This is a genomic window from Micromonospora sp. NBC_00898 (genome assembly GCF_045207895.1).
GTDB lineage: Bacteria > Actinomycetota > Actinomycetes > Mycobacteriales > Micromonosporaceae > Micromonospora.
In genome coordinates this window covers 4072553-4098801 of the sequence record NZ_CP108775.1, presented here as the reverse complement: position 1 = coordinate 4098801, position 26249 = coordinate 4072553, and the positions used below count along the sequence as shown (strand labels likewise).

Below are 26249 nucleotides of genomic sequence, written 5' to 3'. Positions count from 1 at the left end.
CGGCGGCGGATGTCAGGCGGGGGAGCCGGGCTCAGACCAGGCCGCGGACGTCCCAGAGCCAGACGTCGTCGACCCGCTGCGGCGGGCCGAGCAGGGCGGTCATCAGCTCACGCAGCACGGCCTCGCGGGGGTTGGCGCCGAGCACCACCACCGAGGCCTTCCAGAAGCGCAGGTCCTCGACCGCCTGGCGGCGGTTCTCCGCGGTGAGCGGCGGCACCTTGCCGGCGTCCATGGTGGCGTAGATCAGGCTGCTGGTCGGCCGGTTCGGCGCCCCGAAGACACCCTCGCCCCGCTCGTTCGGGCCGATGAAGTAGCCGCCGGGAATCGGGAACTGCTGCCCGGTCAGCGCGCTCCAGCGCAGCGTCGGCAGGCCGTGCACGTTGCTCGGGACGGGCACCGGCACCAGCGTCCGGCCGGCCGGCACGTACGGGCGCCAGCCGCCGGCGGTGATGAAGTGCGGCGGCGGGTCGACGTGCTGGGCGGGCAGCGGTCGGGGGAACAGCGGCAGCACCGCGAGCACGATCGCGGCGTACCCGAGCGGGCGCAGCCACCGGCGCCGCGGCCCGGCGGTCCGCGCGGGCGTGGCGGTGGGCGCCGGCTCGGCGTTGGGTCGGGCCTCGTCGTCGGCGGCGGCGCGCGGGGCCGGCACCGGCGGCCGGCCGCCACCGGCGAGGGCGTCCCAGGCCAGCGCCAGCAGGACGCCGACCGCGCCCGCCACCACCAGCGTCAGTCGGGTCGGCATCATCATCTCGACCAGCGGCAGGTCGTCCGGGACGTACGCCCACGGCCCGTCGATCGCGGTCTCCACCCCGTTGAACCGCACCTTCGGGCCGATCGCCGCGACGGTGAAGACCACCACCAGCACGGCGAGGATCCGGGCGGCGAGCGCGCGGCGGGCCAGCAGCACCAGGGCCACCAGCGCGACCAGCACCAGCGGCCAGCCGAACCAGCTGTTCTGCTCCGTCAGCCCGATGGTCCGCTCCACCGCCACGTCGCCGGCGGCGGTGTCCCGGGCGAAGGTGACGAACGCGGCGAGGTCCTCGCCCCAGCTGTGGAAGACGCCGCCCTGCAGGCCCCGGTAGGACTGCGGCCCGTTGAACTGGAACCAGATCGGGTAGGCGGTCAGCAGCAGGGTGAGCCCGGCGCCGACCCCGCCGGCGGCGAGGAACGTGCCGGCCCGCGCCCACGCCGCCCGCGGTCGCTGCGCCACGTACGCGGCCACCACCACCAGGCAGGCCAGCGCGGTGAGCAGCAGCATCTCCTCGTTGATGAAAACCTGGTACGCGACCAGCACGCCGAGCGCGATCCCGTTACGCCACCACCGGCCCGGCTCGCCGAGGCGCAGCACCCGCACCACGATCAGCGGGAGCAGGAAGTTGGAGACGAAGTTCGGCTGCCCGTTGGCGTGGTGCACGACGCCGGGCGCGAAGCCGAGGAACGCGCCGCCGACGAACGCCGCGCCCCGGGAGCGGACCAGGTGCCGGGAGAGCATCCAGTACGAGGTGGCAGCCGTCGCGGCGAGCGCCCCACCCAGGTAGAGCGCGTACATCACCTGCGGGCCGAGGAGCAGGGTGAGCGGCGCCAGCGGCAGGGTGACCCCGAGCAGCGAGGTGTTCGCCATCATGTTCACGCCGTCAGGCGCGTTCTGCCGCGCGGTGAAGAGCGGGTTCTCCAGGTGCCGCAGCGAGTAGGCGCCGTGCGCGAAGAGCCACTCGAACCAGCTGTGGTCGGTCGGCAGGTGCGACGACACCCGGTGCTGGACGTCCACCCAGTAGTTGAGGCAGACGAAAACGCCGAGCAACGCATAGGCTCCGATGGCCAGCACGTCGGCGCGGGCCGGCCGGCGTCGGGGCCGGCGCGGCGGGTCGGCCACGACGGGCTCGACCGCGACGGATACGGAGTTCAACGAGGGGTCTACCACCGGCACGGCCACGACGGGCCATCGTACAGGCGGCGCGGCGTCGCCCCGCCGGGCCGGTGCGTCCCGGCGGCGCCGTCCGCCGCCCGGGCAGGGAGGGGGTGGCCGTGACCGTCATCGATCTGGGCGAGCTCCGCGACGACCCGGCACCGGCGCCGGCCCCGTCGACCGGGCGGCCCGGGCCCGCCGCGCGGCCGTACCGGATCCTGGCGGTGCTGGCGGTGGCCCTGCTCGCGCTGGCCGGCTGCGTTCCGGCGGCCGGCCGGCCGGCCGCCGGGGTGCCGGCCCGCCCGGGCGCGCAGGCCTTTCTCGTCGACGACCGTCTTTACCTGGTCGAACCGCCCGACCTGGACCGGAACGAGGGGCGGCAGCTGGTCGCCTACCGGATCCCGGCCGACGCTCCACCCAGCCTGCTGTGGCGTAGCTCGCTTCCGACGGCCAGCGGCGACATCGTCGGCCTGCTGCACCGGGCCGGGTCGGTGCTGCTCACCGGTCCGGTGGGCGGCACCGACGGCGCGTACCGGACGTTCACCGTGGACGCCCGCACCGGCCGGCCGGGCTGGCAGCAGCCCGGCATCGCGGCCGAGGCGGGGGACGCCGTGCTCATCCAGACCCTCGGCGCGGAGGGGCCGGGCTCGATCCGCCGGGTCGACGTGCCGTCCGGGCGGGCACTGTGGTCGGTGCCGATCCCGCCGGGCGGCGCCAGCCTGCGCTTCGGCCCGGCCGGGGTCGACCGGGTCGTGCTGACGCCGGCCTCCGGTGCGGTCGAGGTGCGCGACGCCGTCTCCGGCGCCCGGCTCGTCACCCGCGACCTCCGTCCCGGCGAACTGCCCAGCTGGCAGCGGACCTGGGTGGTCGACGACCTGCTGCTGGTGATCCGGGAGAACGGCGCCACCGTCACCGGCTACGGCCTGGACCGCCTGGACCGGCGCTGGACGACCCGGCTCTCCCTGGTCGGCTACCTGAGCCCCTGCGGCACCCTGCTCTGCGCCTACCGGCAGATCGGTGGGATGTGGGCGCTCGCCCCGGCGACCGGCGCGATCCGATGGCGCGACGAGCGCTGGCAGGGGGTGCTGCGGGAGACGGCCGGCCGGTTCCTGGTGACCACGGCCGACCCGGCCGGCGCCGCCCGGTACGCGGTGGTCGAGGCGGCCACCGGTCGGCTGGTGGCCGACCTGGGCAGCTGGGAGCTGGCGGACTGGTCCGACCGGGACGACCCGCTGATCGGCATCCGGCGGAGCCGGGACGGCCGGCTGGTGGTGGCCGAGTTCGACCTGGTCGCCGCCCGGGCCCGGATCATCGGCGCGCTGCCCGGCCTGCTCGGCGACTGCCGGGTCGGCGCGGGGACGCTCGCCTGCCGGCGGGCCGACGGCGGGTTCGGGCTCTGGCGGCTGCCGTGAGCGCCGTGATCGAGCTGGGCGAGCTGCGGCACGGCGACGAGGTCGAGCCGCCGCCCGAACCGCGCCGGCCGCCCAGCCGGTCGGTACGCGTCGCGGCGCTGCTGTGCGCCGCGCTGCTCACCCTGGCCGGCTCGGCGGTGCACCCCGGCCGGGAGCGGTCGGTGGTGGTTCCTGCCCCACAGGGCGCCGTTTTCCTGGTGCTCGCCGACCGGTTGGTGGTCGCCGACGGGCCGGGCACGGTGGGCCGGGCGGGCCAGCTGGTGACCGGGCACCGGCTGCCCGGCGGCGAGGCGCTGTGGCGGTTCCTCCTCCCCGCCGGCGACCACGCGCTCGGCCTCACCACGGTGGCCGGCGCGGTGCTGGTGATCAGCAGCCCCGCCGGGGCCGGCGACCCCGCCTCCACCGTGCTGGACCCGGACACCGGGGTGATGCGCTGGCGGCAGCCCGGCTACCCGGTCGCTACGCAGTCCGACGGCGTGCTCCTCGAGACGCCCCGGGCGGACGGGACGGGCACCATCCGGTCGGTCGACCCGGTCTCGGGCACGCCACGGTGGTCGTTGCCGCTGCCCGGCAGCGGGCTCGCGTACGAGGTCGGCGACCGGGGCGTGACGCGGGTGGTGCTGGTCACCGCCGCCGGCCGGGTGGAGGTCCACGACACCGGCTCGGGGGCGTTGCTACGCGCCGGGCGGGTCCCGCCGGCCGCCGACGGGGTGTCGTACCGCTTCACCCGGGTCGTCGGTGACCTGCTGCTGGTCGATGGGGCGCCGGGCACGGTCACCGCGTACGGCCTGGATCGGCTGGACCGGCGCTGGAGCATGCCGGTCGGCGCCTCGGCCGCCTCCTGGTTCGCCGCCTGCGCCGGGGTGATCTGCCTGCGTGAGCAGGACGCCGGGGTGCGGGCGGTCGACCCGGCCACCGGGCGTCTTCTCTGGACGGACGACCGCTGGCTGGGGATGAGTCCGGTCGGCGGCCGGCTGCTCGCCGCCGCCCCGGGCGTCGGCCTGGAGATGGAGCTCTCGGTGGTCGACCCGCGCACCGGCGGCACCCGCGGCCGGCTGGGCCGCTGGCGGCTGGGCGGCGTTGACCGGTACGGCACGCCGCTGCTGGGGCTGCGCCGGCTGGGCGAGGAGCGGACGCTCGTCGCCGAGCTGGACGTCCCGGCCGGGCAGGCCCGGTACCGGGCTGTGCTGCCGGGCTCGTGGGACGACTGCGCCGTCGCGACCGCCGCCCTGGTCTGCCTGCGACCCTCCGGCGGCCTGGTCGTCTGGCCGGACCCTCGCTGATCAGCGGCTCACCAGTTGGCCTGCGCGGGGGCGGCTGGCAGCGGCACCGAGGCCGGTCGGATCACGTACGTCAGGCCGCCGCTGCCGCCCTGCCAGGCGGCCTCGAACCGGTCCCGGGGCACGGTCCGGCGGACCCCGTCGTCGGTGGCGGCGTACGGGTCGTTGAGCACCGGGTCGCCGGTCTCGGTGAAGCCGACCAGCACCATCAGGTGGCCGTTGGTGTCGTAGTCGAGCCCGGGGATCTCCCCGCGCCGGAACCGCGCCGAGACGACCAGCGGCATCCCGGCCGCGACGAAGAGTTCCGCCTCGGCGAGGGAGCGCAATCGGGTGACGAACGCGTCCACCCCGTGCAGCCCCGCGTACGCGGTGTTGAACGGCCAGTTCCCGGCGCCCGCGTAGGCGTGGTCGTAGCAGCCCCGGGCGGCGTGCACCACCACGGGCCGGGGGCCGGGCGGGGTCACCCAGGCGTACCGGTCCGGGGTGGGGCCGGCGCACCAGAAGTCCAGCACCATCGACACGCAGGTGGGGCTGCACCAGGAGTCCCCGCCACCGCCCCAGCGGGTCTCGCCGCCGCCGTGCAGCCGCTGCGCGTACCGGGGCACGTCGAACACCCGCCCCCGGGCCGCGCCGGCCGCCGCGGTGCCGGCCGGCCGGTCGGGCGGGTCCACGTCCGCGGCCGAGGCGACCGCCCCGACGGTACGCAGCACCGGGCCGGCCGTGACGTCGGTGCGGCGGAACAGGGTGACCCGTACCTGCCAGCCGGTGATCGCCGCGCGCAGCGCGCCCATCGTGTCGACCTTCGCCCAGGCCTCGTCGTGGGTCTGCCCCGGGACGGAGGTGCGGTGGATCGTCGTGTCGTCGGCGGCCCAGCGCCCCAGCACGTACCAGTCGGTCGACGGCGCGCCCTCGCCCCAGCCGCGCAGCTCGACCTGGAGCCAGCCGCCCGCCGGGGTGTCACCGGTCCAGGACGGGACGATCTCGTCGACTCCGAAGCCCGTCCAGACCACCGGGGCGGTCCAGGTCGCCAGCTCGTAGCGGGCGGTGCGGCCGGTGTGCGGGTCGGTGTGGTCGAGTTGCCCGACCGGCGCCCCGATCGTCAGGCCGCCCGGGACGGCGACGACCCCCTCGGCGACGCCCAGGTCGACCTCGGCCGGCAGGCGGAAGCCGCGGTACGCGACGTCCCGCCCACACGTTCCGGTCATGGCAGCTCCGTCCGCTTGTCGCCCGCCGCCGCGCCCCCGCCGCGCGTGTTGGTTAATGCCGGGAAGCATCGCGTACCCGAAGGTTTTCTGCAACGACGGCGAGGGAGGCCGGTTTGGCGGCCGGCACTAGGTTGTCGGGAGGTCACGAGGCTTGGAGGCCGGGATGCGGGTGCTGGTGGTGGAGGACGAGCGCAACCTCGCCGACGCGATCGCGCGAGGGCTGCGCAAGCGCGGCATGGCGGTGGACGTCGCGTACGACGGCGGCACCGGACACGAGGCCGCCTTCGTCACCCGGTACGACGTGGTGATCCTCGACCGGGACCTGCCCGGCGTGCCCGGTGACAAGATCTGCGCCGACCTGGTCGCCTCGGGCACCCTGACCCGGGTGCTGATGCTCACCGCCAGCGGCACCGTCGCCGACAAGGTCGAGGGCCTGCAGCTCGGCGCCGACGACTACCTGCCCAAACCGTTCGCCTTCGACGAACTGGTCGCCCGGGTGCTGGCGCTCGGCCGGCGGGCCACCCCGGCTGCCCCGCCGGTGCTGGAGATCGCCGACCTGATGCTCGACCCGGCCCGGCGGGTGGTCACCCGGGGCGGTGTGCCGGTCGACCTGACCAACAAGGAGTTCGGCGTCCTGGCCGAGCTGCTCAAGGCGCGCGGCGCGGTGGTCTCCAGCGAGGAGCTGCTGGAACGGGTCTGGGACGCGAACACCGACCCGTTCACCACCATCGTCCGGGTCACCGTGATGACGCTGCGCAAGAAGCTCGGCGACCCGCCGCTGATCGAGACGGTGGTGGGCGCCGGCTACCGCACGGTGCCGGCATGACCCGCCGCCTGCGTCCCACCCTGCGGCTGCGGCTCACCCTGCTCAACGGGGTGCTGCTGGTCGGCGCCGGGGCGATCCTGATGCTGCTCGCCTGGCTGCTGGTCCGCGACGCGCTGCGCCCCACCGACGAGCTGCTGCCCGGGACCACGGTGGTGCTCGCGGACGGGCGCACCCTCGACGCCGGGCAGTGGCAGCGGGAACTGGTCGACGCCGCGTCGCGGGAGCTGCTGGCCAAGGGCCTGGTGGCGCTGCTGGCGATCAGCATGGTCGGGGTCGCCGGGGCGTGGTTGGTGGCCGGCCGCGCGTTGCGCCCGCTGCACCAGGTCACCGCGACCGCCCAGCGCCTCGGCGAGGCCACCCTCGACCAGCGGATCGGCTGGTCCGGGGCGGACGACGAGGTGGCCGAGCTGGCCAAGACGTTCGACGCGATGCTGGACCGGATCGCCGCCGCGTTCGAGGCGCAGAAACGCTTCGTCGCCAACGCCTCCCATGAGCTGCGGACCCCGCTCGCGGTGATGCGGACCGAGATCGACGTGACGCTCAGCGACGACGAGGCGGACATCGCCGAGTACCGCCGGATGGCGACCGTGGTCCGGGACGCCTCGGAGCGGGCCAACGGCCTGGTCGACGCCCTGCTGGTGCTGGCCCGCAGCGAGGCCCAGACCGGCCGCCGGCTGGGCCGCCGCGCCGAGTGCGACCTCGCCGTCGGCACCGCCAACGCGCTCTCCGCGGTCGCCTGGGAGGTGGAACGGATCGGCCTGCGGGTGCAGACCTCGCTGCGCCCGGCGCCGGTGGTCGGCGACCCGGGGCTGCTGGACCGGCTCGCCGGCAACCTGATCGAGAACGCGGTCCGCTACAACCACCTGCACGGCCGGATCTGGGTGCGCACCGGCAGCGACGGGGAGCGGTCCTGGCTGGTGGTGGGAAACACCGGCTTCGAGGTCGCCCAGGCCGACGTGCCGGGGCTGTTCGAGCCGTTCCGGCGCGGCGGCCAGGAGCGGACCGGGGCGCGGGGCTCCGGCCTCGGGCTCTCCATCGTCCGGGCGGTCTGCGACGCGCACGGTGGCGCGGTCGCGGTGGTCGCCCAGCCGGGCGGCGGCCTGGAGGTGACCGTCACCATGCCGTCGGCCGACGCCCCCTGCCCGAACTGACCGGGCCTCCGTTCGGCGTCGGCGGGACCGGCGGACGGCGTGCCGGTCCCCGCCGAACCACCATCCACGGTCACCTTTTCGTGCGGGCGGTTCGGCCGTCCCGTCCGGCCTTTCCGGGTGGTCGGGCGGGCGCGTCCGAGGGTCGGATACAAGACGCGGCGGGCGCTGGACGGCGGGACACCGGTGCCGCAGGGTGTGCAGTGCGCCTTGCCTCACCCGGCCGTACCCCGGCGGCCGGACGGGTGCCTCACCTTGCCGCGCCGGGAGTCCGCCGGTCCTGTCCGCGCATGCCCAACCGGAGCTGCCAGTGACTCATCCCTCGGCCCTGACCCGCCGGGTCCTCGCGCCGCTCGCCGCGGTGGCCCTCACCGCCGCCGGCCTCGTCGCCGCCGGCCCGGCCACCGCCGCGCCCGACCACACCACGCTGGTGAAGGAGGTCCCCTCCACCGCCTCGCCGGACATCATGAACGGCACCGTCGACGCCATCTACGACGCCGGTACGAAGATCATCGCGGTGGGCGACTTCACCCGCGTGCAGAACCGCAACAGCGACGTGGACATCACCCGCAACTACGTCCTCGCCTTCGACAAGGCCACCGGCACAGTGGACACCGCCTTCGCCCCGACCGTCGACAACGAGGTCTACGCGGTGGTCGCCGGGCCCACCGCCGGCACCGTCTTCATCGCCGGCAAGTTCAACACCGTCAACGGGGTAACCCGGCGCAAGGTGGCGCTGCTCGACGTCGCCACCGGCGCGGTGGTCACCAGCTTCGCCGGGCCGGCCTTCAACGGGCTGGTCAACGACGTCGCCCTGGTCGGCGGCCGACTGCTGGTCGGCGGCATCTTCACCACCGCCGGCAACACCAACCCGCGCGGCGGCCTGGCCTCGTTGAACGCCAGCACCGGCGTGGTGGACAGCTACCTGACCACGACGCTGACCGAGCACCACAACTACGACGGGGTCAGCGGGGCCAGCTCCGGCGTCGGCGCGAACAAGCTAGCCGTCTCCCCGGACGGCGCCCAGCTCGTGGTCATCGGCAACTTCAAGAAGGCCGACGGGGTGCTGCACGACCAGATCGTTAAGTTCGACCTGGGCGCGACCGCGGCCACCATCGCCGACTGGAACACCAGCCGGTACACCCCGCGCTGCGCCTGGTGGGCCTTCGACACATACGTGCGGGACGTCGCGTACGCCCCGGACAGCAGCTACTTCGTGGTGGTGGCCACCGGCGCCCCGAACGCCGGCACGCTCTGCGACGCCGCCGCCCGCTGGGACGCCGGCGCGACCGGCGCCGAGCTCCAGCCCACCTGGGTCGACTACTCCGGCGGCGACACCTTCCTGTCGGTGGGAATCAGCGAGCAGGCGGTCTACGTCGGTGGCCACTTCCGCTGGCTCAACAACAGCTTCGGCGGCGACTCCGCCCAGGCCGGCGCGGTCGGCCGGCCCAGCATCGCCGCGCTGGACCCACGCAGCGGCCTGCCGCTGTCCTGGAACCCGGGCCGGCACCCGCGCGGCGTCGGCGCGTCGGAGATGCTGGTGACGCCGAGCGGCCTCTGGGTCGGCTCCGACACCTCCTGGATCGGCAACTTCCAGTACCGGCGGGAGCGGATCGCGTTCTTCCCGCTGACCGGCGGGGCCGCGCCGCACCCGACCACCACGGCGAGCCTCCCCGGCAACGTCTACCGGGCCGGGGTGCCCGCCCCGACCAACGTGCTCTACCGGGTGAACGCCGGCGGGCCGCTGGTCGCCTCGACCGACAGCGGGCCGGACTGGGCCGCAGACGACTCCGGCAACCCGAGCCCGTACCACAACGCCGGCAGCAGCACCGCCGGGTTCGCGGCGGTGGGCAGCGTCGACGCCACCGTGCCGGCCGGCACGCCGGCGGCCCTCTACAGCGACGAGCGCTGGGACTCCGGCGGCGACCCGGAGATGAGCTGGCAGTTCCCGGTGCCCGCCGGCACCGAGATCCAGGTCCGGCTCTACCTGGCCAACCGGTACGACGGCACCTCGGCCCCCGGCTCCCGGGTCTTCGACGTGTCCCTCGACGGCGCCGTCGTCCTCGACGACCTGGACCTCTCCGGCACCGCCGGGCACAACGTCGGCACCATGCGCTCCTTCACCGTCGTCAGTGACGGATCGGTCGACATCGACTTCGGGCACGTGGTGGAGAACCCGCTCGTCGACGGCATCGAGATCGTCAAGACCGGGCCGCCGCCGGCGGGCACCGGCGACGAGGTCGAGGCCCGCCCGTACGACGGGGCGACCACGGTCGGCGCGGCCAGCCCGGTGGCCAACCCGGACAACACCGCCTGGTCGACCGCCCGGGGCGGCTTCTGGGTGGGCGGCACGTTCTTCTACGGCATGACCGGCGCGCTGTGGCGGCGCAGCTTCGACGGCGCCACCTTCGGCACGCCGACGCTGGTCGACCCGTACCACGACGCGTACTGGGACGCGGTGGAGACCGATTCCGGGCCGGCCGGCCAGACGTACGCCGGGGTGACCGTCAACTTCTACGCCGAGATCCCGAACGTCAGCGGGATGTTCTACACCGGCGGCCGGCTCTACTACGGCCTCGCCGGGCAGGGCGGCCTCTACTGGCGCTGGTTCACCCCGGACAGCGGGGTGGTGGGCGCGGAGAAGTTCACCGTCGCGGGGGTGACCGGTCTCGCCGACGCGGGCGGGATCTTCCTCTCCGGGAGCACCCTCTACAAGGTCAACCGGAGCACCGGCGAGCTCTCCTCGACCGACTGGGCCGGTGGCGTGCCGACCGGGTCGTTCACCGTGCGGAGCGGACCGGCCGTGGACGGCGTCGACTGGCGGGCGAAGGCCGTGTTCGTCGGCCCGTGACCCGTACCGCCCGATGACACCGGCCCGGTCCCGTTGGGGGGACCGGGCCGGCGTCGTCGGAACGGGGTTGTGCCCCGGGCGTGGGCGGTGACATGATCGTCCGCGTCAGCCCGACGCGCGGAAAGGGGGTGCGGTCGATGTCCACCACGTACAGTCCCGCGCCCCGCCCCGGTCCCCGCTGACAGCAGCAACTTCCGCGGGGCGCACTCCATCCCAGGAGGAAGCACCGTGAGTGCGTTGATCCACTGCGTCACCGTCGAGTCCGACGACCCGTACACCCTGGCCAGCTGGTGGGCGGTGGTCCTCGACCGCCGGCTGCACGACGACGACCACCCGGGTGACCCCGAGGCGGTCCTGGTCGCGCCCGACGGCCACGGCCCCGACCTGCTCTTCGTCCAGGTCGGCGAGCGGCACGGCAAGGGCGCGTTCCACCTCGACCTGCAACCGGCCGACCGGACCCGGGACGCCGAGGTCGAGCGGCTGCTGGGGCTCGGCGCCGCCCTCGTCGCCGACCGCCGCCGCCCGGACGGAACCGGCTGGGTGGTGCTCGCCGACCCGGAGGCCAACGAGTTCTGTGTATGCCGGAGCGCGGCCGAGCGCGCCGCCTCGGCGTAACCGCTGGTACGAGTCGGGCCCCCTCCGCCACGGCGAAGGGGGCCCGGACCAGCGGCGCGGAGGGCGGTCAGCCCTTCTGCTCGATCTGGCCGCGCATGGTGACGAACTGCGACTTCAGGTCGTCGGCGGACTTGAAGTAGAGGACGATCACGCCGAGGCTGCCGCGGTCGGCCCAGACGCAGACGCCCACCGGGACGTCGTCGGCCTTGCCGTCGCCGCACTTGGCGTCGCCGCCCAGTGGGCCGGCGTCCACCGTGCTGAAGGTGGTCACCCCGAGCTCGGTGGAGAGGTCCTTGGTGGCGTTGTCCAGCTCCTTCTTCGGGTCGGCCATGACACCCGAGGCGCCGGCGATCATGACCAGGTCCTTCTTGGCCGGGTTGCCGTAGAATGCACCGGCTGTGCTGGTGGCGTCCGGGACGTCCTTCTTCATCTCCGAGGTCATCTCCTCGGCGGCGGACGTCAGCTGCGGATCCGTCACCTTGGGACGGCCGGCCAGCGTCGTCGGCGCGACCACCCGGGTCTTGGTGGCGTCGACCACGTCGCCGACCTTGTCCTTGGCGGCGAAGAAGAGAACCGCGCCGCCGCCCAGGCAGAGCACCACCACGACGGCGAGGGTGATCAGCAGGATCCGGCCGACCTTCGACTTCTTCGGCGGGGGGCCGGCCGGGGCGCCGTAGGACGGCTGGCCGCTCTCCAGGTAGGAGCCGCCCTGCGCCGGGGCCTGCTCGCCCGGGTAGCCGCCGTACTGCGGGCCGGGCTGCTGCGGCGGGTAGCCACCGCCGTACTGGGGGCCGGACTGTTGCGGCGGGTAGTCACCGCCGTACTGGGGGCCGGGCTGCTGCGGCGGGTAGCCACCGCCGTACTGCGGACCGGACTGCGCGGGGTAGCCGCCGGGCTGCTGCCGCGGCGGCGGGTAGGAACCGGGATACGGATTGGACGGGGGCTGGGACATGGTCAGCTCCAGACAAAATCGGGACGCGTGATCCTAGCCAGGCTGGCCGACCGGCCGCCGCCCGCCCTGGCTGGAGGTGACGAAACCGCCGCCGGGTCGTGACCGGGCGGGCCGGCCGCGCTGCGTCGCACCTCGGCCCGCAGCTCCGGCCGGCGCACGGTCGGGCCAGGAGATCCGTCCCGGATACGACGATCGCGGTGGCCGGTCCGCCCCGCAGGGACGGCCGGCCACCGCGATCGCGGGCGAGCGGGACGAGTCAGGCGCGCAGGCTGGCGACCCCGCGCGGCAGGAACCGCCGGCCGGTGACCCGCTCGGAGGTGCCGGTCCGGTCCAGGTACGGCGTGACGCCGCCCAGGTGGAACGGCCAGCCGGCGCCGAGGATCATGCACAGGTCGATGTCCTGCGCCTCGGCGACGACGCCCTCGTCGAGCATCAGCCGGATCTCCTGCGCCAGCGCCTCGAGCGCATTCTGGCGTACCTGCTCCTCGATGAGCGGCTGGTCGCCGACCGTGAGCAGCTTGGCCACCTCGTCGTTGATCTGGTCGTCGACCACGATCGGCTGGCCCGAGTCGGCGATCCGCTTGAGGTTCTCGCTGACCGTGAACCGGTCCGGGAAGGCGGCGTGCAGGGTGCCGCCCACGTGGTACGCCACGGCCGGGCCGACGAGCTGGAGCAGCGCGAGCGGGCGCATCGGCAGGCCCAGCGGGTCCAGCGCGCGGTTCGCCACGTCCAGCGGGGTGCCCGCGTCGACGGCGGCGAAGACCGTGCCGAGGAAGCGGGTGAGCAGCCGGTTGACCACGAACGCCGGGGCGTCCTTCACCAGCACCGAGGACTTCCTCAGCTGCTTGCCGACCGCGAACGCGGTCGCCAGGGTGACGTCGTCGGTCCGCTCGCCGCGGACGATCTCCAGCAGCGGCAGCACGGCGACCGGGTTGAAGAAGTGGAAGCCGACGACCCGCTCCGGGTGCTCCAGCTCCTCGGCCATGGCGGTGATGGAGAGCGACGAGGTGTTCGTCGCCAGCACCGCCTCCGGCTTGACGATCTTCTCCAGCTCGGCCCAGACCTGCTTCTTGACGTTCAGGTCCTCGAAGACCGCCTCGATGACGAAGTCACAGTCGGCGAACGAAGTGAGCTGGCCCGGCGTCGACGCGGCGAAGGCCTCTGCCTTCGGCGAGCCGCTGATCAGGCCGTACAGCTTGGCGGCGGCGCCCTTGTCCATCCGGCCCTTGCTGACGGCCTTCTCGATCTGGGTGTGCACGTAGCCGATGCCCTTGTCCACCCGCGACTGGTCCAGGTCGGTCAGCACGACCGGCACCTGGAGGCGGCGGGCGAAGAGCAGGGCGAGCTGGCTGGCCATCAGGCCGGCGCCCACGATGCCGACCTTGGTGACCGGCCGGGCCAGGCCCTTGTCCGGCGCGCCGGCCGGCCGCTTGGCCCGCCGCTGCACCAGGTCGAAGGCGTACAGGCCGCTGCGCAGCTCCTCGGAGAAGACCAGGTCGGCCAGCGCCTCGTCCTCGGCGGCGGTGCCGGTGGCGAAGTCGGCGTCCTTCGCGGTCTCCAGCAGGTCCAGCGCCCTGTACGCGGCCGGGACCGCGCCGTGCAGCCGCTGGTCGAGGGTCTGTCGGGCGAAGTAGAGCACGCCCGCCCACATGTCCTTGTCGACCTCGGGCCGGGTCACGGTGACCTCGCCCCGGACGACGCCGGCGGCCCACTCCAGCGACCGCTCCAGGAAGTCGGCCGGCTCCAGCAGCACGTCCGCGATGCCCATCTCGGCGGCCTGCTTCGGCTTGAGCATCTTGTTCTGCATCAGCGGGTTCTGCAGGATCACCTGGGTGGCGGCGGGGATGCCGATCAGGTTCGGCAGCAGCTGGGTGCCGCCCCAGCCGGGGACCAGGCCGAGCGAGACCTCGGGCAGCGCCAGCGCCGCCGCGCCGCCGGAGAGCGTCCGGTAGTGGCAGTGCAGGGCCAGCTCCAGACCGCCGCCCATCGCCGCGCCGTTGACGAAGGCGAAGGTCGGGATCTCGCTGTCCTTCAGCCGGGCGAAGACCCGGTGGCCGAGCCGGCCGATCTCCAGGGCCTGCGCGCGGTCCGCGAGCGCCGGCAGGCCGACGATGTCGGCGCCGACGCAGAAGATGTACGGCTTGCCGGTGACCGCGATGAACGCCGGGTTCGCCGCGAGGGCCGCGGTGATCGCCTCGTCCAGGCTGGTCAGGCCGGCCGGGCCGAAGGTGTTCGGCTTGGTGTGGTCGAAGCCGTTGTCGAGGGTGATCAGGGCGGCCGGCCGGTCCAGGCCCGGCACCTGCACCGACCGCAGCAGCGCCTTGGTGACGACCTCGTTCGGGGCCGAGAGCGTGCTCACTTGTTGCCCTCCCAGTGCGGGTTCTCCCAGATCACGGTGCCGCCCATGCCGATGCCGATGCACATGGCGGTGAGGCCGTAACGGACCTCGGGGTGCTCGGCGAACTGCCGGGCGAGCTGGGTCATCAGCCGGACGCCGGAGGAGGCGAGCGGGTGACCGATGGCGATCGCACCGCCCCACGGGTTGACCCGCGGGTCGTCGTCGGCGATGCCGAAGTGGTCGAGGAAGGCGAGCACCTGCACGGCGAACGCCTCGTTCAGTTCGAACAGGCCGATGTCGTCGATGGTCAGGCCGGCGATGCGCAGCGCCTTCTCGGTCGACGGGATCGGGCCGACGCCCATCACCTCGGGCTCGACGCCGACGAAGCCGAACGACACCAGCCGCATGGCGACCGGCAGGCCCAGCTCGCGGGCCACGTCCTCGGAGGCGAGCAGGCTGGCCGTGGCGCCGTCGTTGAGGCCGGCCGCGTTGCCCGCGGTGACCTTGCCATGCGGGCGGAACGGGGTCTTCAGGGTGGCCAGCTTCTCCAGCGAGGTCTCCCGGGGGGCCTCGTCGGTGGTGGCCAGACCCCAGCCGCCGTCGGCGTCGCGGATGGCGACCGGCACCAGGTCGTCCTGGAGCTTGCCGTTGGCGTACGCCTTGGCGGTCTTCTGCTGCGAGGCGAGCGCGAACGCGTCGGTGCGCTCCTTGGTGATGTGCGGGACCAGGTCGTGCAGGTTCTCCGCGGTGGCGCCCATGACCAGGGCGGACGGGTCGACGAGCTTCTCCGCGATGATCCGCGGGTTGGGGTCGACGCCCTCACCCATCGGGTGGCGGCCCATGTGCTCGACACCGCCGGCGATGGCGATGTCGTACGCGCCCATGGCGATGCCGCCGGCGACGGTGGTGACGGCGGTCATCGCGCCGGCGCACATCCGGTCGATCGCGAAGCCGGGGACCGTCTTGGGCAGGCCGGCCAGCAGGGCGGCGGTACGGCCGATGGTCAGGCCCTGGTCGCCGATCTGGGTGGTGGCAGCGATGGCGACCTCCTCGACCCGCTCCGGCGGCAGTTGCGGGTTACGCCGCAGCAGCTCACGGATGCAGCGGATCACCAGGTCGTCGGCGCGGGTGTTGGCGTACATGCCACCCGCCTTGCCGAACGGGGTGCGGACGCCGTCGACGAAGACGACATCTCGAACTTCACGGGGCACTAGAGCCTCCTAGCCGGCACTGGCATTTCCCTCGGATGCTACTCGTCAGTAACCAACCCCGACACCACCCCCCGTGTGGCCCACCCCACACCCTGCGAACGCCGCCCGCCCCACCCACGGCGAGTGGGTGGGTGGGTCAGGGGGTGGGGGTCAGGGGTGCCAGGGCCTCAGTGAGAGCGGGGAGAAGGAGGCTGATCTGCCATTCGCGGGCGTTGAAGCCGCGGAGGGTCTCCGCCACCGTGTCGTCGGTGACCTCCTCCGGGGGCTGCCAGGCCAGGCGGCGGATCGAGTCGGGGGCGATCAGGTTCTCCGCGGGGAGGGTGTGCTCGCCGGCGATCCGGACCACCACCTCCCGGCAGCGCGCCAGCCGGGCGGCGGCCACCGGGTCACGCTCGGCCCAGCGGTGCGGCGGAGGCGGCCCCTCCACCGTCGGGGTCACCGGCAGCGCGTCCTCCGGCAGCTGCCGCGCGTCGTCCAGCGCCGCCAGCCAGGTGCGGGCCAGCCGGCGCACCGACCGGCCGCCGAAGCCGGGGAGGGTGAGCAGCGTCTTCTCGTCCTTCGGGTCCAGCTCGGCGGCGGCCACGATGGCCGAGTCCGGCAGCACCCGGCCCGGGGCGGCGTCCCGCCGGGCGGCGATCTGGTCCCGGGCGTACCAGAGGGAGCGGACCCGCGCCTGCGCCCGCGCGCCCCGGACCCGGTGAATGCCGGAGGTACGCCGCCACGGCTCGGCGCGCACCCGCAGCGGACGGGCGCCGGTACGGACCAGCGCGGCGAACTCCTCCGCCGCCCACGCCGACTTGCCCTGCCGGCGCAGCTCCTCGTCGAGGGCGTCGCGCAGGTCGACCAGCATCTCCACGTCCAGCGCCGCGTACGTCAGCCAGGACTCCGGCAACGGCCGGCTCGACCAGTCCGCCGCCGAGTGGTGCTTCTCCAGGGTGTAGCCGAGCAGCTGCTCGGTCAGCGCGGCCAGGCCGACCCGCTCGAAGCCGGCCAGCCGGGCGGCCAGCTCGGTGTCGAAGAGCCGCCGGGGCCGCAACCCCACCTCGTCCAGGCAGGCCAGGTCCTGGCTGGCGGCGTGCAGCACCCACTCGGCCTCGCCGATCACCGCGTCCAGGGCGGCCAGATCGGGTAGCGGCAGCGGGTCGATCAGCGCCGTGCCGGAGCCGGCCCGGCGCAACTGCACCAGATAGGCGCGCTGGCTGTAGCGGTAACCCGAGGCGCGTTCGGCGTCCAGGGCAACCGGCCCGGTGCCCGCCGCGAAGCGGGCCACGACCTCGTCGAGCTCGCTCGGGGTGGCCACCGGCGCGGGCGTGCCCTCGCGTGGCGCGGTCAGGGGTACGGGCCCGCCGGTGGTGGGTTCGGCGCCCGCGTCCGCCGGCTCCGGCGCGGCCGGTGACGGGTGCTGGGTCGCCTCTCCCGTACGGCTTTCGGCGGGCCGACGGCGCAGGGGTGGTTCGTCGGTCACCTGACAACCCTAGTGCGCGACGGGATCCGGTGTGCGCAGCCGGTCGGGTGCGTGTCGACGCGATGGCCGCCGGGTGTCGTGCCGGGGCCGGATGGCATCGACGTGACAAGCTCGGACATCGGGGGAGACAAACCCCGTTCGCGCAGGTACGGTCCATCGAGCCGCCGAGGGGCCGCCGAGGGTCTGGGCGGCTTTCGCGGCACGACGTCTACGGGGAGGACGTGGCGATCATGACGGCTGGGTACGGGTCGGGGGACGGGACGCCGGGACACGGCGCCGACGAGGCCACCGAGGGTGGCCGCGCGGAACGTCCCGAGCCGGGCCGACCGGGTCCGCTGCCGCCGCGCCTCGAACCGCACCGACCGGCCGTTCCCGGCTACCCGCCGGCCGTCCCCGGCCCGCCGGCTCCGGCGGCCGGGTTCGGGTCCGCCATGCCCGCCCCGGACACCGGCACCGGACCGACGGGTCCGGGGCAGTCGACCGTGCCCGGGCCGCGGGCCGGCTGGTCCGCCCCGCCGAACAGCGGTCAGTGGGGCAGCCCGACCGGCTCCGCGCCCGCGGGACCGTGGGGGCCGGGCGGCTGGGCGCCCACCGACCCGACGCCCGAGCAGCCGTCCCGCGCCGAGCCGCCGTTCGCGGGCGGCCCTGCCGGGCAGCCGGGCGCCGGACAGGTTCCTCCCGTGGGGCAGCCGACCACCCCAGCGGCGTACCCGGGTGGGCAGCCGGTATCCGGGCCCGCGTACCCGGGTGGGCAGCCGGTATCCGGGCCCGCGTACCCGGGTCAGCCGGCCGGGTGGCCGGTCCCCGCGGCCGGGCGCGACCGGCCGCGTCGGCTGCCCGTGGTGGCGCTCGGGCTCGCCGTGGTGCTGGCCCTCGTCGCGGGCGTGCAGGCGTACCAGCTGCACCGGCTGGACGACCGGCTCGCCGCCACCGACCGCCGGCTGGCCGAGGCGCGGCGCGCCGACGGCACCCGGCTCGACGGTCTCGACCAGCGCGCGGAGGCCCTGGAGAAGCAGGCCGGCGCGGCGTTCAACCCGGAGGCCGTGGCGAGCGCCGTGCTGCCCAGCGTGTTCCGGGTCCGGGCCGGCCAGTTCACCGGCACGGCGTTCGCGATCGGCAAGCCGGCTGCAGGCGGTGGCACCACGCTGCTCACCAACTTCCACGTGGTGGAGGCGGTGTTCGACGGCGGCGGCCGGAAGGTCTTCCTGGAGCGGACCGACCAGCGCTTCGAGGCCACCATCGTCAAGGTCGACAAGGCCAAGGACATCGCCCAGCTGCGGACCACCGCCAAGTTCACCGGCCTGGTCGCCGCCGGCACGCCGGTCAAGTCCGGGCAGCAGATCGTCGTGGTCGGCGCCCCGCTCGGCCTGCAGGACAGCGTCACCACCGGGGTGGTGAGCGCGTTTCGCAAGGACGAGGACGGGTCCGGTCCGGTGATCCAGTTCGACGCGCCGATCAACCCGGGCAACTCGGGCGGCCCGGTGATCAACGGTTCGAAGGAGGTCGTCGGCATCGCCACCGCCAAGGCCCGGGACGCCGAGGGGATCGGCCTCGCGGTGCCGATCCGGACCGCCTGCGACACCTTCAAGCTCTGCTGACCGCACGACCGGCCGAGCGACCGGGCCCACCCGCCGGTCGGGCATCGACCACCTCGCACCGTCGAACCCGGGACGGCCGGCGGCGCCGGCCAACGACCCGCAGACCCCGGCCCTTCGAGGCCACCCCACGGGGGAACAGCAATCCGGAGGAAGAAGACATGTCCCAGCCACCTACCGGCCCGGAGGGCCACCCGGCCTACCCGCCGCAGCCCCCGCAGCCGCCGGCCGGCGGCGTCTACGGCAGCCCGTACGGCACCGGCCAGCCCGCACCCCAGCGGTACGGCCCGGCCCAGCCGGACCCGACCCTGCCGCAGCCCGTCGCGCCCGCGTCCGCCCCGCCGGTGCCCGGCCAGTACGCGCCGGGTGCCGCCCCGGTGTCGGGCCCGACGTACCCGCAGCCGTACTCGGCGCCGCCGATGTCCGCCCCGCCGGTCTCCGGCCCGGGCTTCGGCCAGCCGATGTCCGCCCCGCCCGGCCCGGTCCCGCCCTACCTCGCCCCCGCGGCAGGCGCCGGCAAGGGCCGCACCACCCTGATCCTCGCCGTCGTCGCGGGGCTGCTCTTCGTCCTCGGCGGCGTGATGACCGGCCTGTTCGTCACCAAGAACAGTGAGCTGAACCGTACCGAGAAGAAACTCACCGCCCAGGTCAGCGAGCGGGACGGCACCATCGCGGCGAACAAGCAGGAGATGGAGAAGCTCAAGACCGATCTCCAGTCGGTGCGGGACAAGCTGGCCGACACCGAGCAGGACCTGACCGGCACCAAGAACGACCGGGACGAGCAGGCCCGGCAGAAGAAGGTCATCGCCACCTGCCTGGACAAGCTGACCCAGGCGATGGCGGCGGCGTCGGCCGGCAACCGGGCCGCCTTCGACAAGGCCAGCAAGGGCCTGGACAAGATCTGCGACGAGGCCGAGAACTACCTCTGACCTGCCGATCGCGTGTCGATCACGGGGTTGTGGTGCCCCGCCGAACGGGCGGACCGCACCACGACTCCGTGCTCGGCCGCGAGCGGGGGATCAGGCGGCGCCGGCGGGGCGGCGGGACGGCAGGGCCGTCACACCCGGTGGCGGGAGGCCGGCGGTCGAGGCCAGCAGGGCGCACCAGCCCAGCAGGTGCGCCGCCAGGTCCACGCCGAGCGGCGTCCAGGAGGCGCGGATCTCGATGTCGCCGGCCGCGGGCGGACCGGCCAGCTCCCCGAACCGGGTCGACAGGGTCTGGGTGACCGTGCCGCCGATCGCCCGGTGCCGGGCGTGCTGCGCGTCCAGCGCGTCGGTCAGCCACGTCCAACCCACCCCGGGCAGCATCGGGTCGGCGGCGAGATCCACCTCCAGCTCGGCGGTCACGTAGGTGACCAGCCGCAGGGTGCCCTGCCAAGCCTCGTGCCCGGCCGGGTCGTGCAGCAGGATCAACCGCCCGGTGGCCACCTCGTCGCCGTCGCGCAGCACCGCGGCGGAGAGCGCGAACGCGTACGGGGCCAGGCGCTGGGGTGCGCCGACCTCCTCCAGCACGACCTCCGGCCGGGGAGTGACCGACCGCAGTCCGGCGACCGCGCGGGCGAAGGTTTCCGGGAGCGCGATCGGGGGGGCCATGCCGGCAGCCTATTCCGCCGCCCGCCCGGTCGTCCGTACGGCGCGCCGAGGGGCGCGGTCACGATCATCGGGGCGCGGGGCCGGCGGCCCTCCGTGGGCCGGTAACGGCGTCGCGGGCCCCGTCACAAAAGGCGGCGCTGCCCGCTGGCCCGGGCCGGCGGCGTGGCACGATGGCCGCGATGACCACCGACACCACGGGCACTGCCGCCCGAGACGGAGAATCCCGCCGCGGCGGGCCGGCCGACTCGCCCTTCGTCCGGGCCTGCCGCCGTGAGCCCGTCCCGCACACCCCGGTCTGGTTCATGCGCCAGGCCGGCCGGTCGTTGCCGGAGTACCGCGAGATCCGGGCCAACGTGGCGATGCTGGAGTCCTGCCGCCGCCCCGAGCTGGTTGCCGAGATCACCCTGCAGCCGGTCCGCCGGCACGGGGTGGACGCGGCGATCCTGTTCAGCGACATCGTGGTCCCGGTCGCCGCTGCCGGGGTGGACCTGGACATCGTGGCCGGCACCGGACCCGTGGTGGCCGAGCCGGTGCGCACCGCCGACGACGTCGAGCGGATCCGCCGGATCACCCGGGACGACGTCTCGTACGTGGACGAGGCGGTTCGCCTGCTGGTGGCCGAGCTGGGCGACACCCCGCTGATCGGCTTCGCCGGCGCCCCGTTCACCCTGGCCAGCTACCTGGTCGAGGGTGGCCCGTCGCGGACCCACGCGAAGACCAAGGCCCTGATGTACGGCGAGCCGGAGCTCTGGCACGCCCTCTGCGGCCGGCTGGCCGAGGTGACCCTCGCCTTCCTGCGGGTGCAGGTCGACGCCGGGGTCTCCGCGGTGCAGCTCTTCGACTCGTGGGCCGGGGCGCTCTCCGAGGCCGACTACCGCCGCTACGTGCTGCCCCACTCGACGGTCGTGCTCTCCGGGCTGGTCGACGCGGGCGTGCCGCGGATCCACTTCGGGGTGGGCACCGGCGAGCTGCTCGGCGCGATGGGTGAGGCCGGCGCGGACGTGGTCGGCGTGGACTGGCGTACGCCGCTCGACGTCGCGACCCGCCGGATCGGCCCGGACAAGGCCGTCCAGGGCAACCTCGACCCCACCGTGCTGCTCGCCCCCTGGCCGGTGGTGGAGGCCGAGGTGCGGCGGATCCTCGACCAGGGGCGGGCCGCCCCCGGTCACGTGTTCAACCTCGGTCACGGCGTGCTGCCGGAGACCGACCCCGACGTGCTGACCCGGGTGGTCGCGCTGGTGCACGACCTCTCCGCCCGGCCGGTCGAGCGGGCGGAATGACCGTGCGGCAACCGTGGCGGGTGGCGGTGGTCGGTGGCGGGATCACCGGGCTGGCCGCCGCCGTCCGGTTGCGTGACCGCGCCCCCGCCGGCACTGAGATCACCGTGTACGAGCAGTCCGGCGCCCTCGGCGGCAAGCTGCGCACCGGCGAACTGGCCGGGCAGGCCGTCGAGTTCGGCGCCGAGAAGTTCCTGATGCGCGACCCGACCGGCGCGGAGTCCGCCGCCGTCGGCCTGGTCCGCCGGCTCGGGCTGGCCGACGCGATCGTCCACCCCACCGTCGGGCAGGCCGCGCTCGCCGTCGACGGCGGGCTGCGCCCCGTCCCGGGCGGCACCCTGGTCGGCGTACCGGGGGATCTGGCGAAGGTGGCGGCGGTGGCGGCGCCGGCCGCGGACGCCGACCGCGACGGCGGCCGGCCGCTGCTCGGCCCGGACGAGGACGTGGCGGTCGGCGCGCTGGTCCGCGACCGGCTCGGCGACCAGGTGGTGGAGCGGCTGGTCGACCCGATGCTCGGCGGCGTGTACGCCGGCCGGGCCGACGACCTGTCCCTGGTCACCACCATGCCGGCGCTGGCCCGGGCGGCCCGGGTGGAGCACACCCTGGTCGGCGCGGTCCGGGCCGCCCAGGCCGCCGCGCCCCGCGCCCCCGGCGCCCCGGTCTTCGGCACCCTGGCCGGCGGGCTGAGCACGCTGGTCGAGGCGGCGGCGCGGGAGAGCGGCGCGACGATCCGCCGGGACGCGGCCGTCCGCGAGCTGCACCCGACCGCGACCGGCTGGCGGCTCACCGTCGGCCCCACCCGCCATCCCGAGTCGGTCGAGGTCGACGCGGTGGTGCTGGCCGTGCCGGCCCGCCCGGCCGCCCGGCTGCTCGCCGGTCCGGCGCCCGAGGTGGCCACCGCCGTCGGCGGGCTCGACTACGCCAGCGTCGCGCTGGTCACCATGGCCCTGCCCGGGCCGGAGCTGCCCGAGCTGTCCGGCTTCCTGGTGCCGGCCACCGAGGGGCTGCTGATCAAGGCGTCCACCTTCTTCACCACCAAGTGGGGTCACCTGCGCCGGGCCGACGGGCTCGCCCTGGTTCGCGCGTCCGTCGGCCGGTACGGCGACGAGACGTCGCTCCAGCTCACCGACGACGACCTGGTCGCCACCGTGCACCGGGAGCTGTCGAAGGTGCTCGGCACCCCCCTGCCCGCCCCGGTCGCCAGCCACGTGCAGCGGTGGGGCGGCGCCCTGCCGCAGTACACCCCCGGCCACCTGGACCGGGTGGCCGCGGCCCGGACGGCGCTGCGCGCCGCCCACCCCACGCTGGTCCTGGCCGGCGCCGGCTACGACGGCGTCGGCATCCCGGTCTGCGTCCGCTCCGGCGAGACCGCGGCCGAGGAGATCATCACTGCCCTGGGAGGATCGGGTTCATGACCGAGCAGACCAACGCGGCCCGGCTCAAGGAGCTGAACGCCACCGTCCGTTACACCATGTGGTCGGTGTACCGGGCCACCAGCCCGCTCCCGTCGCTGCGGGAGAACGTCATCGACGAGGTCGAGGCCCTCTTCGAGGAGCTGGCCGGCAAGGACGTGACGATCCGCGGCACGTACGACGTCGCCGGCCTGCGCGCCGACGCCGACCTGCTGATCTGGTGGCACTCCTCGTCCAGCGACGCGCTGCAGGACGCCTACCTGCGGTTCCGGCGTACCACGCTGGGCCGGGCGCTCACCCCGGTCTGGTCGCAGATGGCGCTGCACCGGCCGGCGGAGTTCAACAAGAGCCACATCCCGGCGTTCCTCGCCAACGAGGAGCCCCGGGCCTACCTCTGCGTCTACCCGTTCGTCCGCTCCTACGAGTGGTACCTGCTGCCGGACGCCGAGCGGCGGGAGATGCTCGCCGAGCACGGCCGGCTGGCCCGCGGCTACCCGGACGTGCGGGCCAACACGGTCGCCTCGTTCGCCTTGGGCGACTACGAGTGGATGCTCGCCTTCGAGGCCGACGAGCTGCACCGGATGGTCGACCTGATGCGCGACCTGCGGGCCTCCGGCGCCCGGCGGCACGTCCGGGAGGAGATCCCCTTCTACACTGGGCGCCGGCGCTCGATCGCCGACTTCGTCACCTGCCTGGTCTAGACCCGGCCGACACGCCGACGGGCCCCGGAGATCCCTCCGGGGCCCGTCCGCGTCTGCGTCAGCCGATGTAGACGAGACCGTCGGTGATGACCCGGGGCCGGCCCGAGGTGCCCACCACGACGATCTTCACCGTGTGCCGCGCACTGCTGGACCAGCTCTTGGTCCACATCACCCGGCGGTAGTCGGTGGTGCTGTAGCGCAGGTCCACCGTGGTCTGCTTGACGCCGTCCACCCAGATCTCCGCCTGGCCGGAGGTCGACGTCCGGGTCGCCACGAAGGCGACCGAGCGGCCGGTGACGGTCCAGGTCAGCGAGGACTTGGCCGTCGTCGAGGTCAGCGCCGAGCCGCCCAGGTAGGAGCTGCCGGTGGCGGTCGACCAGGTGCCCGTCCGGGTGGCCTTGGTCTCGGGGAGGAAGACCGGGGTCCAGCTCGCCGAGGTGGTGGCGGTGTTGCCGGCCCAGTCCTGGGCGCGCATCGACCAGGTGGTGGCGACGCTCGGCTTGGTGGTGGTGCCGTAGCTGCCGCTGGCGGCGAAGGTGCGGCTGAGCGGGGCAGTGAGCTGGACCGAGCCGACGCCGGTGTTGTCCGCCGCCCGCCAGTTCACCGTCACCGGCACGACCGTGCCGCTCACCTGGCCGGTACGCAGCGCGAGGGTGGGCCCCTGCGGGAAGGTCGGCGCGGTGGTGTCGACGACGAACGCCTGCCCGGCGGTCGCGTTGACCCGGCCGACCAGGTGCACGCCGCGTACCACGACGGTGTGGGCGCCCGCGGGGACGGTGACCGACGCCGAGCGCGCGGTGCCGGCGGCGGTGGCCACGACCGCGCCGTCCACCACCACGTCGAAGCGGGAGATCAGGTTGCTCGGCGTGATCGTCGTCCAGGACGCGGTGAACGTGCTCTTGGTGTAGTACGTGGTGCCCCTCAGGGTGCCGCTCAGTCCGGTCAGGCGCAGGTTGGCGATGGTGGCCGCCTTGGCGCGGATGGTCGCGAGCTGGCCGTAGAGGGCGTCGCCGGGGCACTCGGTGGCGACCGCGTCCCGGTGCCCGGAGATCCGGTTGAAGACCACCTGCTCGCCCAGGTGATACTTGCCCTCCACGCCGGAGGTCAGGGTGACCTTGCCGAACGGGTCGTTGCCGTACGCACGGAGCTTGTACGCGGCGACGTGCGCGATGGCGTCCTGTACCCCGGTTGGGATGCCGGCGCTGATGTAGGTGCCGAGCACGGCGATCGCGGCGTTGTCGGTGTTGAAGCCGTAGGTGTGCGCCCCGGTCACCGGCTTGTCGATGCCGCCCTTGCGGCCCTCGAACACGACCCCGCACTTGTCGACGAGGAAGTTGTAGCCGATGTCGTTCCACCCGTTGCTCTTGACGTGGTAGATCTCGATGCCCCGGACGAGGGCTGCCGAGTCGGCGCAGCTGTAGTCGTTGCTGCCGGCGGTGTGGTGCACGAAGAACGCCTTGACCGTGGTCCCGTACGTCGGCGGGTCGGTGACGATCGACTCGTCGGCCTTCCACTCCGCGCGGGTGACCACCTTCGGCGTCGGGACCGGGTTCGCCGGGGCGGTGGCGGTGGGCGCCGCGGTCGGCGTGGTGGTGGGCGCCGGGGCCGACGTGGTGGTCGGCGCGGGCGCCGTGGTCGCCGCCGGCGGCGCGGTGGTCTCGGTCGGCGCCGGGGCGGTGGTCTCGGCCGGCGCGGTCGTGGTCGGGGCATCGGTCGGCGCCGGGCCGGTCGGCGCGGTGTCGGTGGGGGCCGGATCGGTCGGGGTGGGCTCGAGCGCCTGCACCTCGGCGACCGGCTGGAGGCGCTCCGGCCGGACATGTCCGACGCCGGCCGCGCCGGCCTTGCGGCGCTTCGTCAGGCCCGGGTCGACCAGTTCCAGGCGCAGCCCGGCGGGGAGGTGGTCGCTGGTGCCGCCGCCGGCCGCGGTGGCCCGCACCTCGACCCCGTCGGACTGGCCGACCCAGAGCGGGTCCGTGCCGCCGCGCGCCTTGCCGGCGGTCGCCTCGGCGCCGGGCTCCGGACCGAAGTGGTTGTCGAGTTCCAGCGACCGCCACCCGGACCACGTGCCGTCCACCCCGTGGGTGCGGACGGCGATCGTGCCCTTGAAGCCGACGTTGGGGTTCGTCCACGTCACGCCGACCATGGCGAACCGTTCGGTGTCCCGCCTCGGGATCGTCACCTCGCGGCCGTTCGCGGCCGGGAAGGCCACGGTGTGCAGCGCCGTGCTGACCGGCCCCGTCCCCTCGCCCCATACGGCGTCGTCCTCGCCGAAGCCGGCCGCGGCCAGGCTCGCCGTCCCGGCCACGGCGGTGGCGACTATCGCGGCGCCGATGCCGGCCGTGCGCCGGTTCCAGCGAATCCCCGAAAATCTCACAGTTGAGTCCCTCCGAATGATCTCACCGGAGGGCTCAGCGCCATCAATGCCGAGAGCGTTACCTCGCCGGGCTGACCCGCGCCCCGGCG

The 26249-nt window shown here is 74.6% G+C and carries 19 protein-coding genes; 11 read left to right on the top strand and 8 right to left on the bottom strand.

Annotation, left to right across the window (positions count from 1 at the left end; translation table 11 throughout):
• Positions 1-31: 31 nt before the first annotated feature.
• On the bottom strand, positions 32-1927 hold the full coding sequence (locus OG799_RS19930) for a hypothetical protein (protein ID WP_406046340.1): 1896 nt from the start codon (positions 1925-1927) through the stop codon (positions 32-34).
• Positions 1928-2025: 98 nt separating this feature from the next.
• Here OG799_RS19930 and OG799_RS19925 point away from each other — a divergent pair, with 98 nt between their 5' ends.
• Together OG799_RS19925 and OG799_RS19920 are read left to right on the top strand one after the other, a co-directional pair.
• Positions 2026-3318 (top strand): hypothetical protein, encoded by a 1293-nt coding sequence (locus tag OG799_RS19925; RefSeq protein ID WP_406036682.1) that lies wholly within the window; start codon positions 2026-2028, stop codon positions 3316-3318.
• Positions 3315-4601, top strand: coding sequence for a PQQ-binding-like beta-propeller repeat protein (locus OG799_RS19920; protein WP_406036681.1), 1287 nt, complete (start codon positions 3315-3317; stop codon positions 4599-4601). The genes OG799_RS19925 and OG799_RS19920 overlap by 4 nt, the downstream gene beginning before the upstream one ends.
• A gap of 8 nt (positions 4602-4609) precedes the next feature.
• Here OG799_RS19920 and OG799_RS19915 read toward each other — a convergent pair whose 3' ends face one another.
• Positions 4610-5803 (bottom strand): C39 family peptidase, encoded by a 1194-nt coding sequence (locus OG799_RS19915; RefSeq protein WP_406036680.1) that lies wholly within the window; start codon positions 5801-5803, stop codon positions 4610-4612.
• A 163-nt stretch (positions 5804-5966) separates the two neighbouring features.
• Between OG799_RS19915 and OG799_RS19910 the strand changes: the two genes are divergently transcribed.
• The 4 genes from OG799_RS19910 to OG799_RS19895 all read left to right on the top strand — a co-directional run bounded on the left by OG799_RS19910 (position 5967) and on the right by OG799_RS19895 (position 11243).
• Positions 5967-6629, top strand: a complete 663-nt coding sequence (locus tag OG799_RS19910; RefSeq protein ID WP_406046338.1) for a response regulator transcription factor — start codon at positions 5967-5969, stop codon at positions 6627-6629.
• Entirely contained in the window at positions 6626-7780 is a 1155-nt protein-coding gene (locus OG799_RS19905) for a sensor histidine kinase (RefSeq protein WP_406036679.1), read from the top strand. Before OG799_RS19910 ends, OG799_RS19905 begins: the two co-directional genes overlap by 4 nt.
• A 307-nt stretch (positions 7781-8087) precedes the next feature.
• Positions 8088-10628, top strand: a complete 2541-nt coding sequence (locus tag OG799_RS19900) for a malectin domain-containing carbohydrate-binding protein (protein ID WP_406036678.1) — start codon at positions 8088-8090, stop codon at positions 10626-10628.
• 228 nt (positions 10629-10856) lie between these two features.
• On the top strand, positions 10857-11243 hold the full coding sequence (locus OG799_RS19895) for a VOC family protein (RefSeq protein WP_406036677.1): 387 nt from the start codon (positions 10857-10859) through the stop codon (positions 11241-11243).
• A gap of 67 nt (positions 11244-11310) precedes the next feature.
• Here OG799_RS19895 and OG799_RS19890 read toward each other — a convergent pair whose 3' ends face one another.
• The 4 genes from OG799_RS19890 to OG799_RS19875 all read right to left on the bottom strand — a co-directional run bounded on the left by OG799_RS19890 (position 11311) and on the right by OG799_RS19875 (position 17209).
• Positions 11311-12195 carry a hypothetical protein gene (locus tag OG799_RS19890; protein ID WP_406036676.1) on the bottom strand — a complete coding sequence of 295 codons (885 nt, stop codon included), beginning with the start codon at positions 12193-12195 and terminating at the stop codon, positions 11311-11313.
• 256 nt (positions 12196-12451) lie between these two features.
• On the bottom strand, positions 12452-14554 hold the full coding sequence (locus tag OG799_RS19885; RefSeq protein WP_406036675.1) for a 3-hydroxyacyl-CoA dehydrogenase NAD-binding domain-containing protein: 2103 nt from the start codon (positions 14552-14554) through the stop codon (positions 12452-12454).
• Positions 14551-15744 carry a thiolase family protein gene (locus tag OG799_RS19880; protein ID WP_406036674.1) on the bottom strand — a complete coding sequence of 398 codons (1194 nt, stop codon included), beginning with the start codon at positions 15742-15744 and terminating at the stop codon, positions 14551-14553. Before OG799_RS19880 ends, OG799_RS19885 begins: the two co-directional genes overlap by 4 nt.
• Positions 15745-15880: 136 nt before the next feature.
• A complete protein-coding gene (locus OG799_RS19875; protein WP_406036673.1) occupies positions 15881-17209 on the bottom strand; it encodes a ribonuclease D in 1329 nt (442 codons plus the stop codon).
• Between the two features lie 431 nt (positions 17210-17640).
• Here OG799_RS19875 and OG799_RS19870 point away from each other — a divergent pair, with 431 nt between their 5' ends.
• A complete protein-coding gene (locus OG799_RS19870; RefSeq protein ID WP_406046337.1) occupies positions 17641-18807 on the top strand; it encodes a trypsin-like peptidase domain-containing protein in 1167 nt (388 codons plus the stop codon).
• A gap of 158 nt (positions 18808-18965) precedes the next feature.
• Positions 18966-19733, top strand: coding sequence for a hypothetical protein (locus OG799_RS19865; protein ID WP_406036672.1), 768 nt, complete (start codon positions 18966-18968; stop codon positions 19731-19733).
• 90 nt (positions 19734-19823) lie between these two features.
• Here OG799_RS19865 and OG799_RS19860 read toward each other — a convergent pair whose 3' ends face one another.
• Positions 19824-20396, bottom strand: a complete 573-nt coding sequence (locus OG799_RS19860; RefSeq protein ID WP_406036671.1) for a DUF3000 domain-containing protein — start codon at positions 20394-20396, stop codon at positions 19824-19826.
• A gap of 179 nt (positions 20397-20575) precedes the next feature.
• On the opposite strand from OG799_RS19860, the gene hemE reads away from it, so the two are divergent.
• Genes hemE through hemQ form a run of 3 tightly spaced genes read left to right on the top strand, consistent with a single transcriptional unit; the run spans position 20576 to position 23786 of the window.
• Positions 20576-21676 (top strand): uroporphyrinogen decarboxylase, encoded by a 1101-nt coding sequence (gene hemE / locus OG799_RS19855; protein WP_406036670.1) that lies wholly within the window; start codon positions 20576-20578, stop codon positions 21674-21676.
• A 2-nt stretch (positions 21677-21678) separates the two neighbouring features.
• Positions 21679-23088 (top strand): protoporphyrinogen oxidase, encoded by a 1410-nt coding sequence (gene hemG / locus OG799_RS19850; RefSeq protein ID WP_406046336.1) that lies wholly within the window; start codon positions 21679-21681, stop codon positions 23086-23088.
• Positions 23085-23786, top strand: a complete 702-nt coding sequence (gene hemQ, locus OG799_RS19845; protein ID WP_406036669.1) for a hydrogen peroxide-dependent heme synthase — start codon at positions 23085-23087, stop codon at positions 23784-23786. The genes hemG and hemQ overlap by 4 nt, the downstream gene beginning before the upstream one ends.
• 58 nt (positions 23787-23844) lie before the next feature.
• Here hemQ and OG799_RS19840 read toward each other — a convergent pair whose 3' ends face one another.
• On the bottom strand, positions 23845-26160 hold the full coding sequence (locus tag OG799_RS19840; protein ID WP_406036668.1) for an N-acetylmuramoyl-L-alanine amidase: 2316 nt from the start codon (positions 26158-26160) through the stop codon (positions 23845-23847).
• Positions 26161-26249: the final 89 nt, after the last annotated feature.

Coding starts and splice junctions, on each gene's coding strand:
- OG799_RS19915 (WP_406036680.1), bottom strand. CDS start 5,803: ATGACCGGAACGTGTGGGCGGGACGTCGCGTACCGCGGCTTCCGCCTG.
- OG799_RS19910 (WP_406046338.1), top strand. CDS start 5,967: ATGCGGGTGCTGGTGGTGGAGGACGAGCGCAACCTCGCCGACGCGATC.
- OG799_RS19905 (WP_406036679.1), top strand. CDS start 6,626: ATGACCCGCCGCCTGCGTCCCACCCTGCGGCTGCGGCTCACCCTGCTC.
- OG799_RS19890 (WP_406036676.1), bottom strand. CDS start 12,195: ATGTCCCAGCCCCCGTCCAATCCGTATCCCGGTTCCTACCCGCCGCCG.
- OG799_RS19870 (WP_406046337.1), top strand. CDS start 17,641: ATGCCCGCCCCGGACACCGGCACCGGACCGACGGGTCCGGGGCAGTCG.
- OG799_RS19865 (WP_406036672.1), top strand. CDS start 18,966: ATGTCCCAGCCACCTACCGGCCCGGAGGGCCACCCGGCCTACCCGCCG.
- OG799_RS19860 (WP_406036671.1), bottom strand. CDS start 20,396: ATGGCCCCCCCGATCGCGCTCCCGGAAACCTTCGCCCGCGCGGTCGCC.
- hemE (WP_406036670.1), top strand. CDS start 20,576: ATGACCACCGACACCACGGGCACTGCCGCCCGAGACGGAGAATCCCGC.
- hemQ (WP_406036669.1), top strand. CDS start 23,085: ATGACCGAGCAGACCAACGCGGCCCGGCTCAAGGAGCTGAACGCCACC.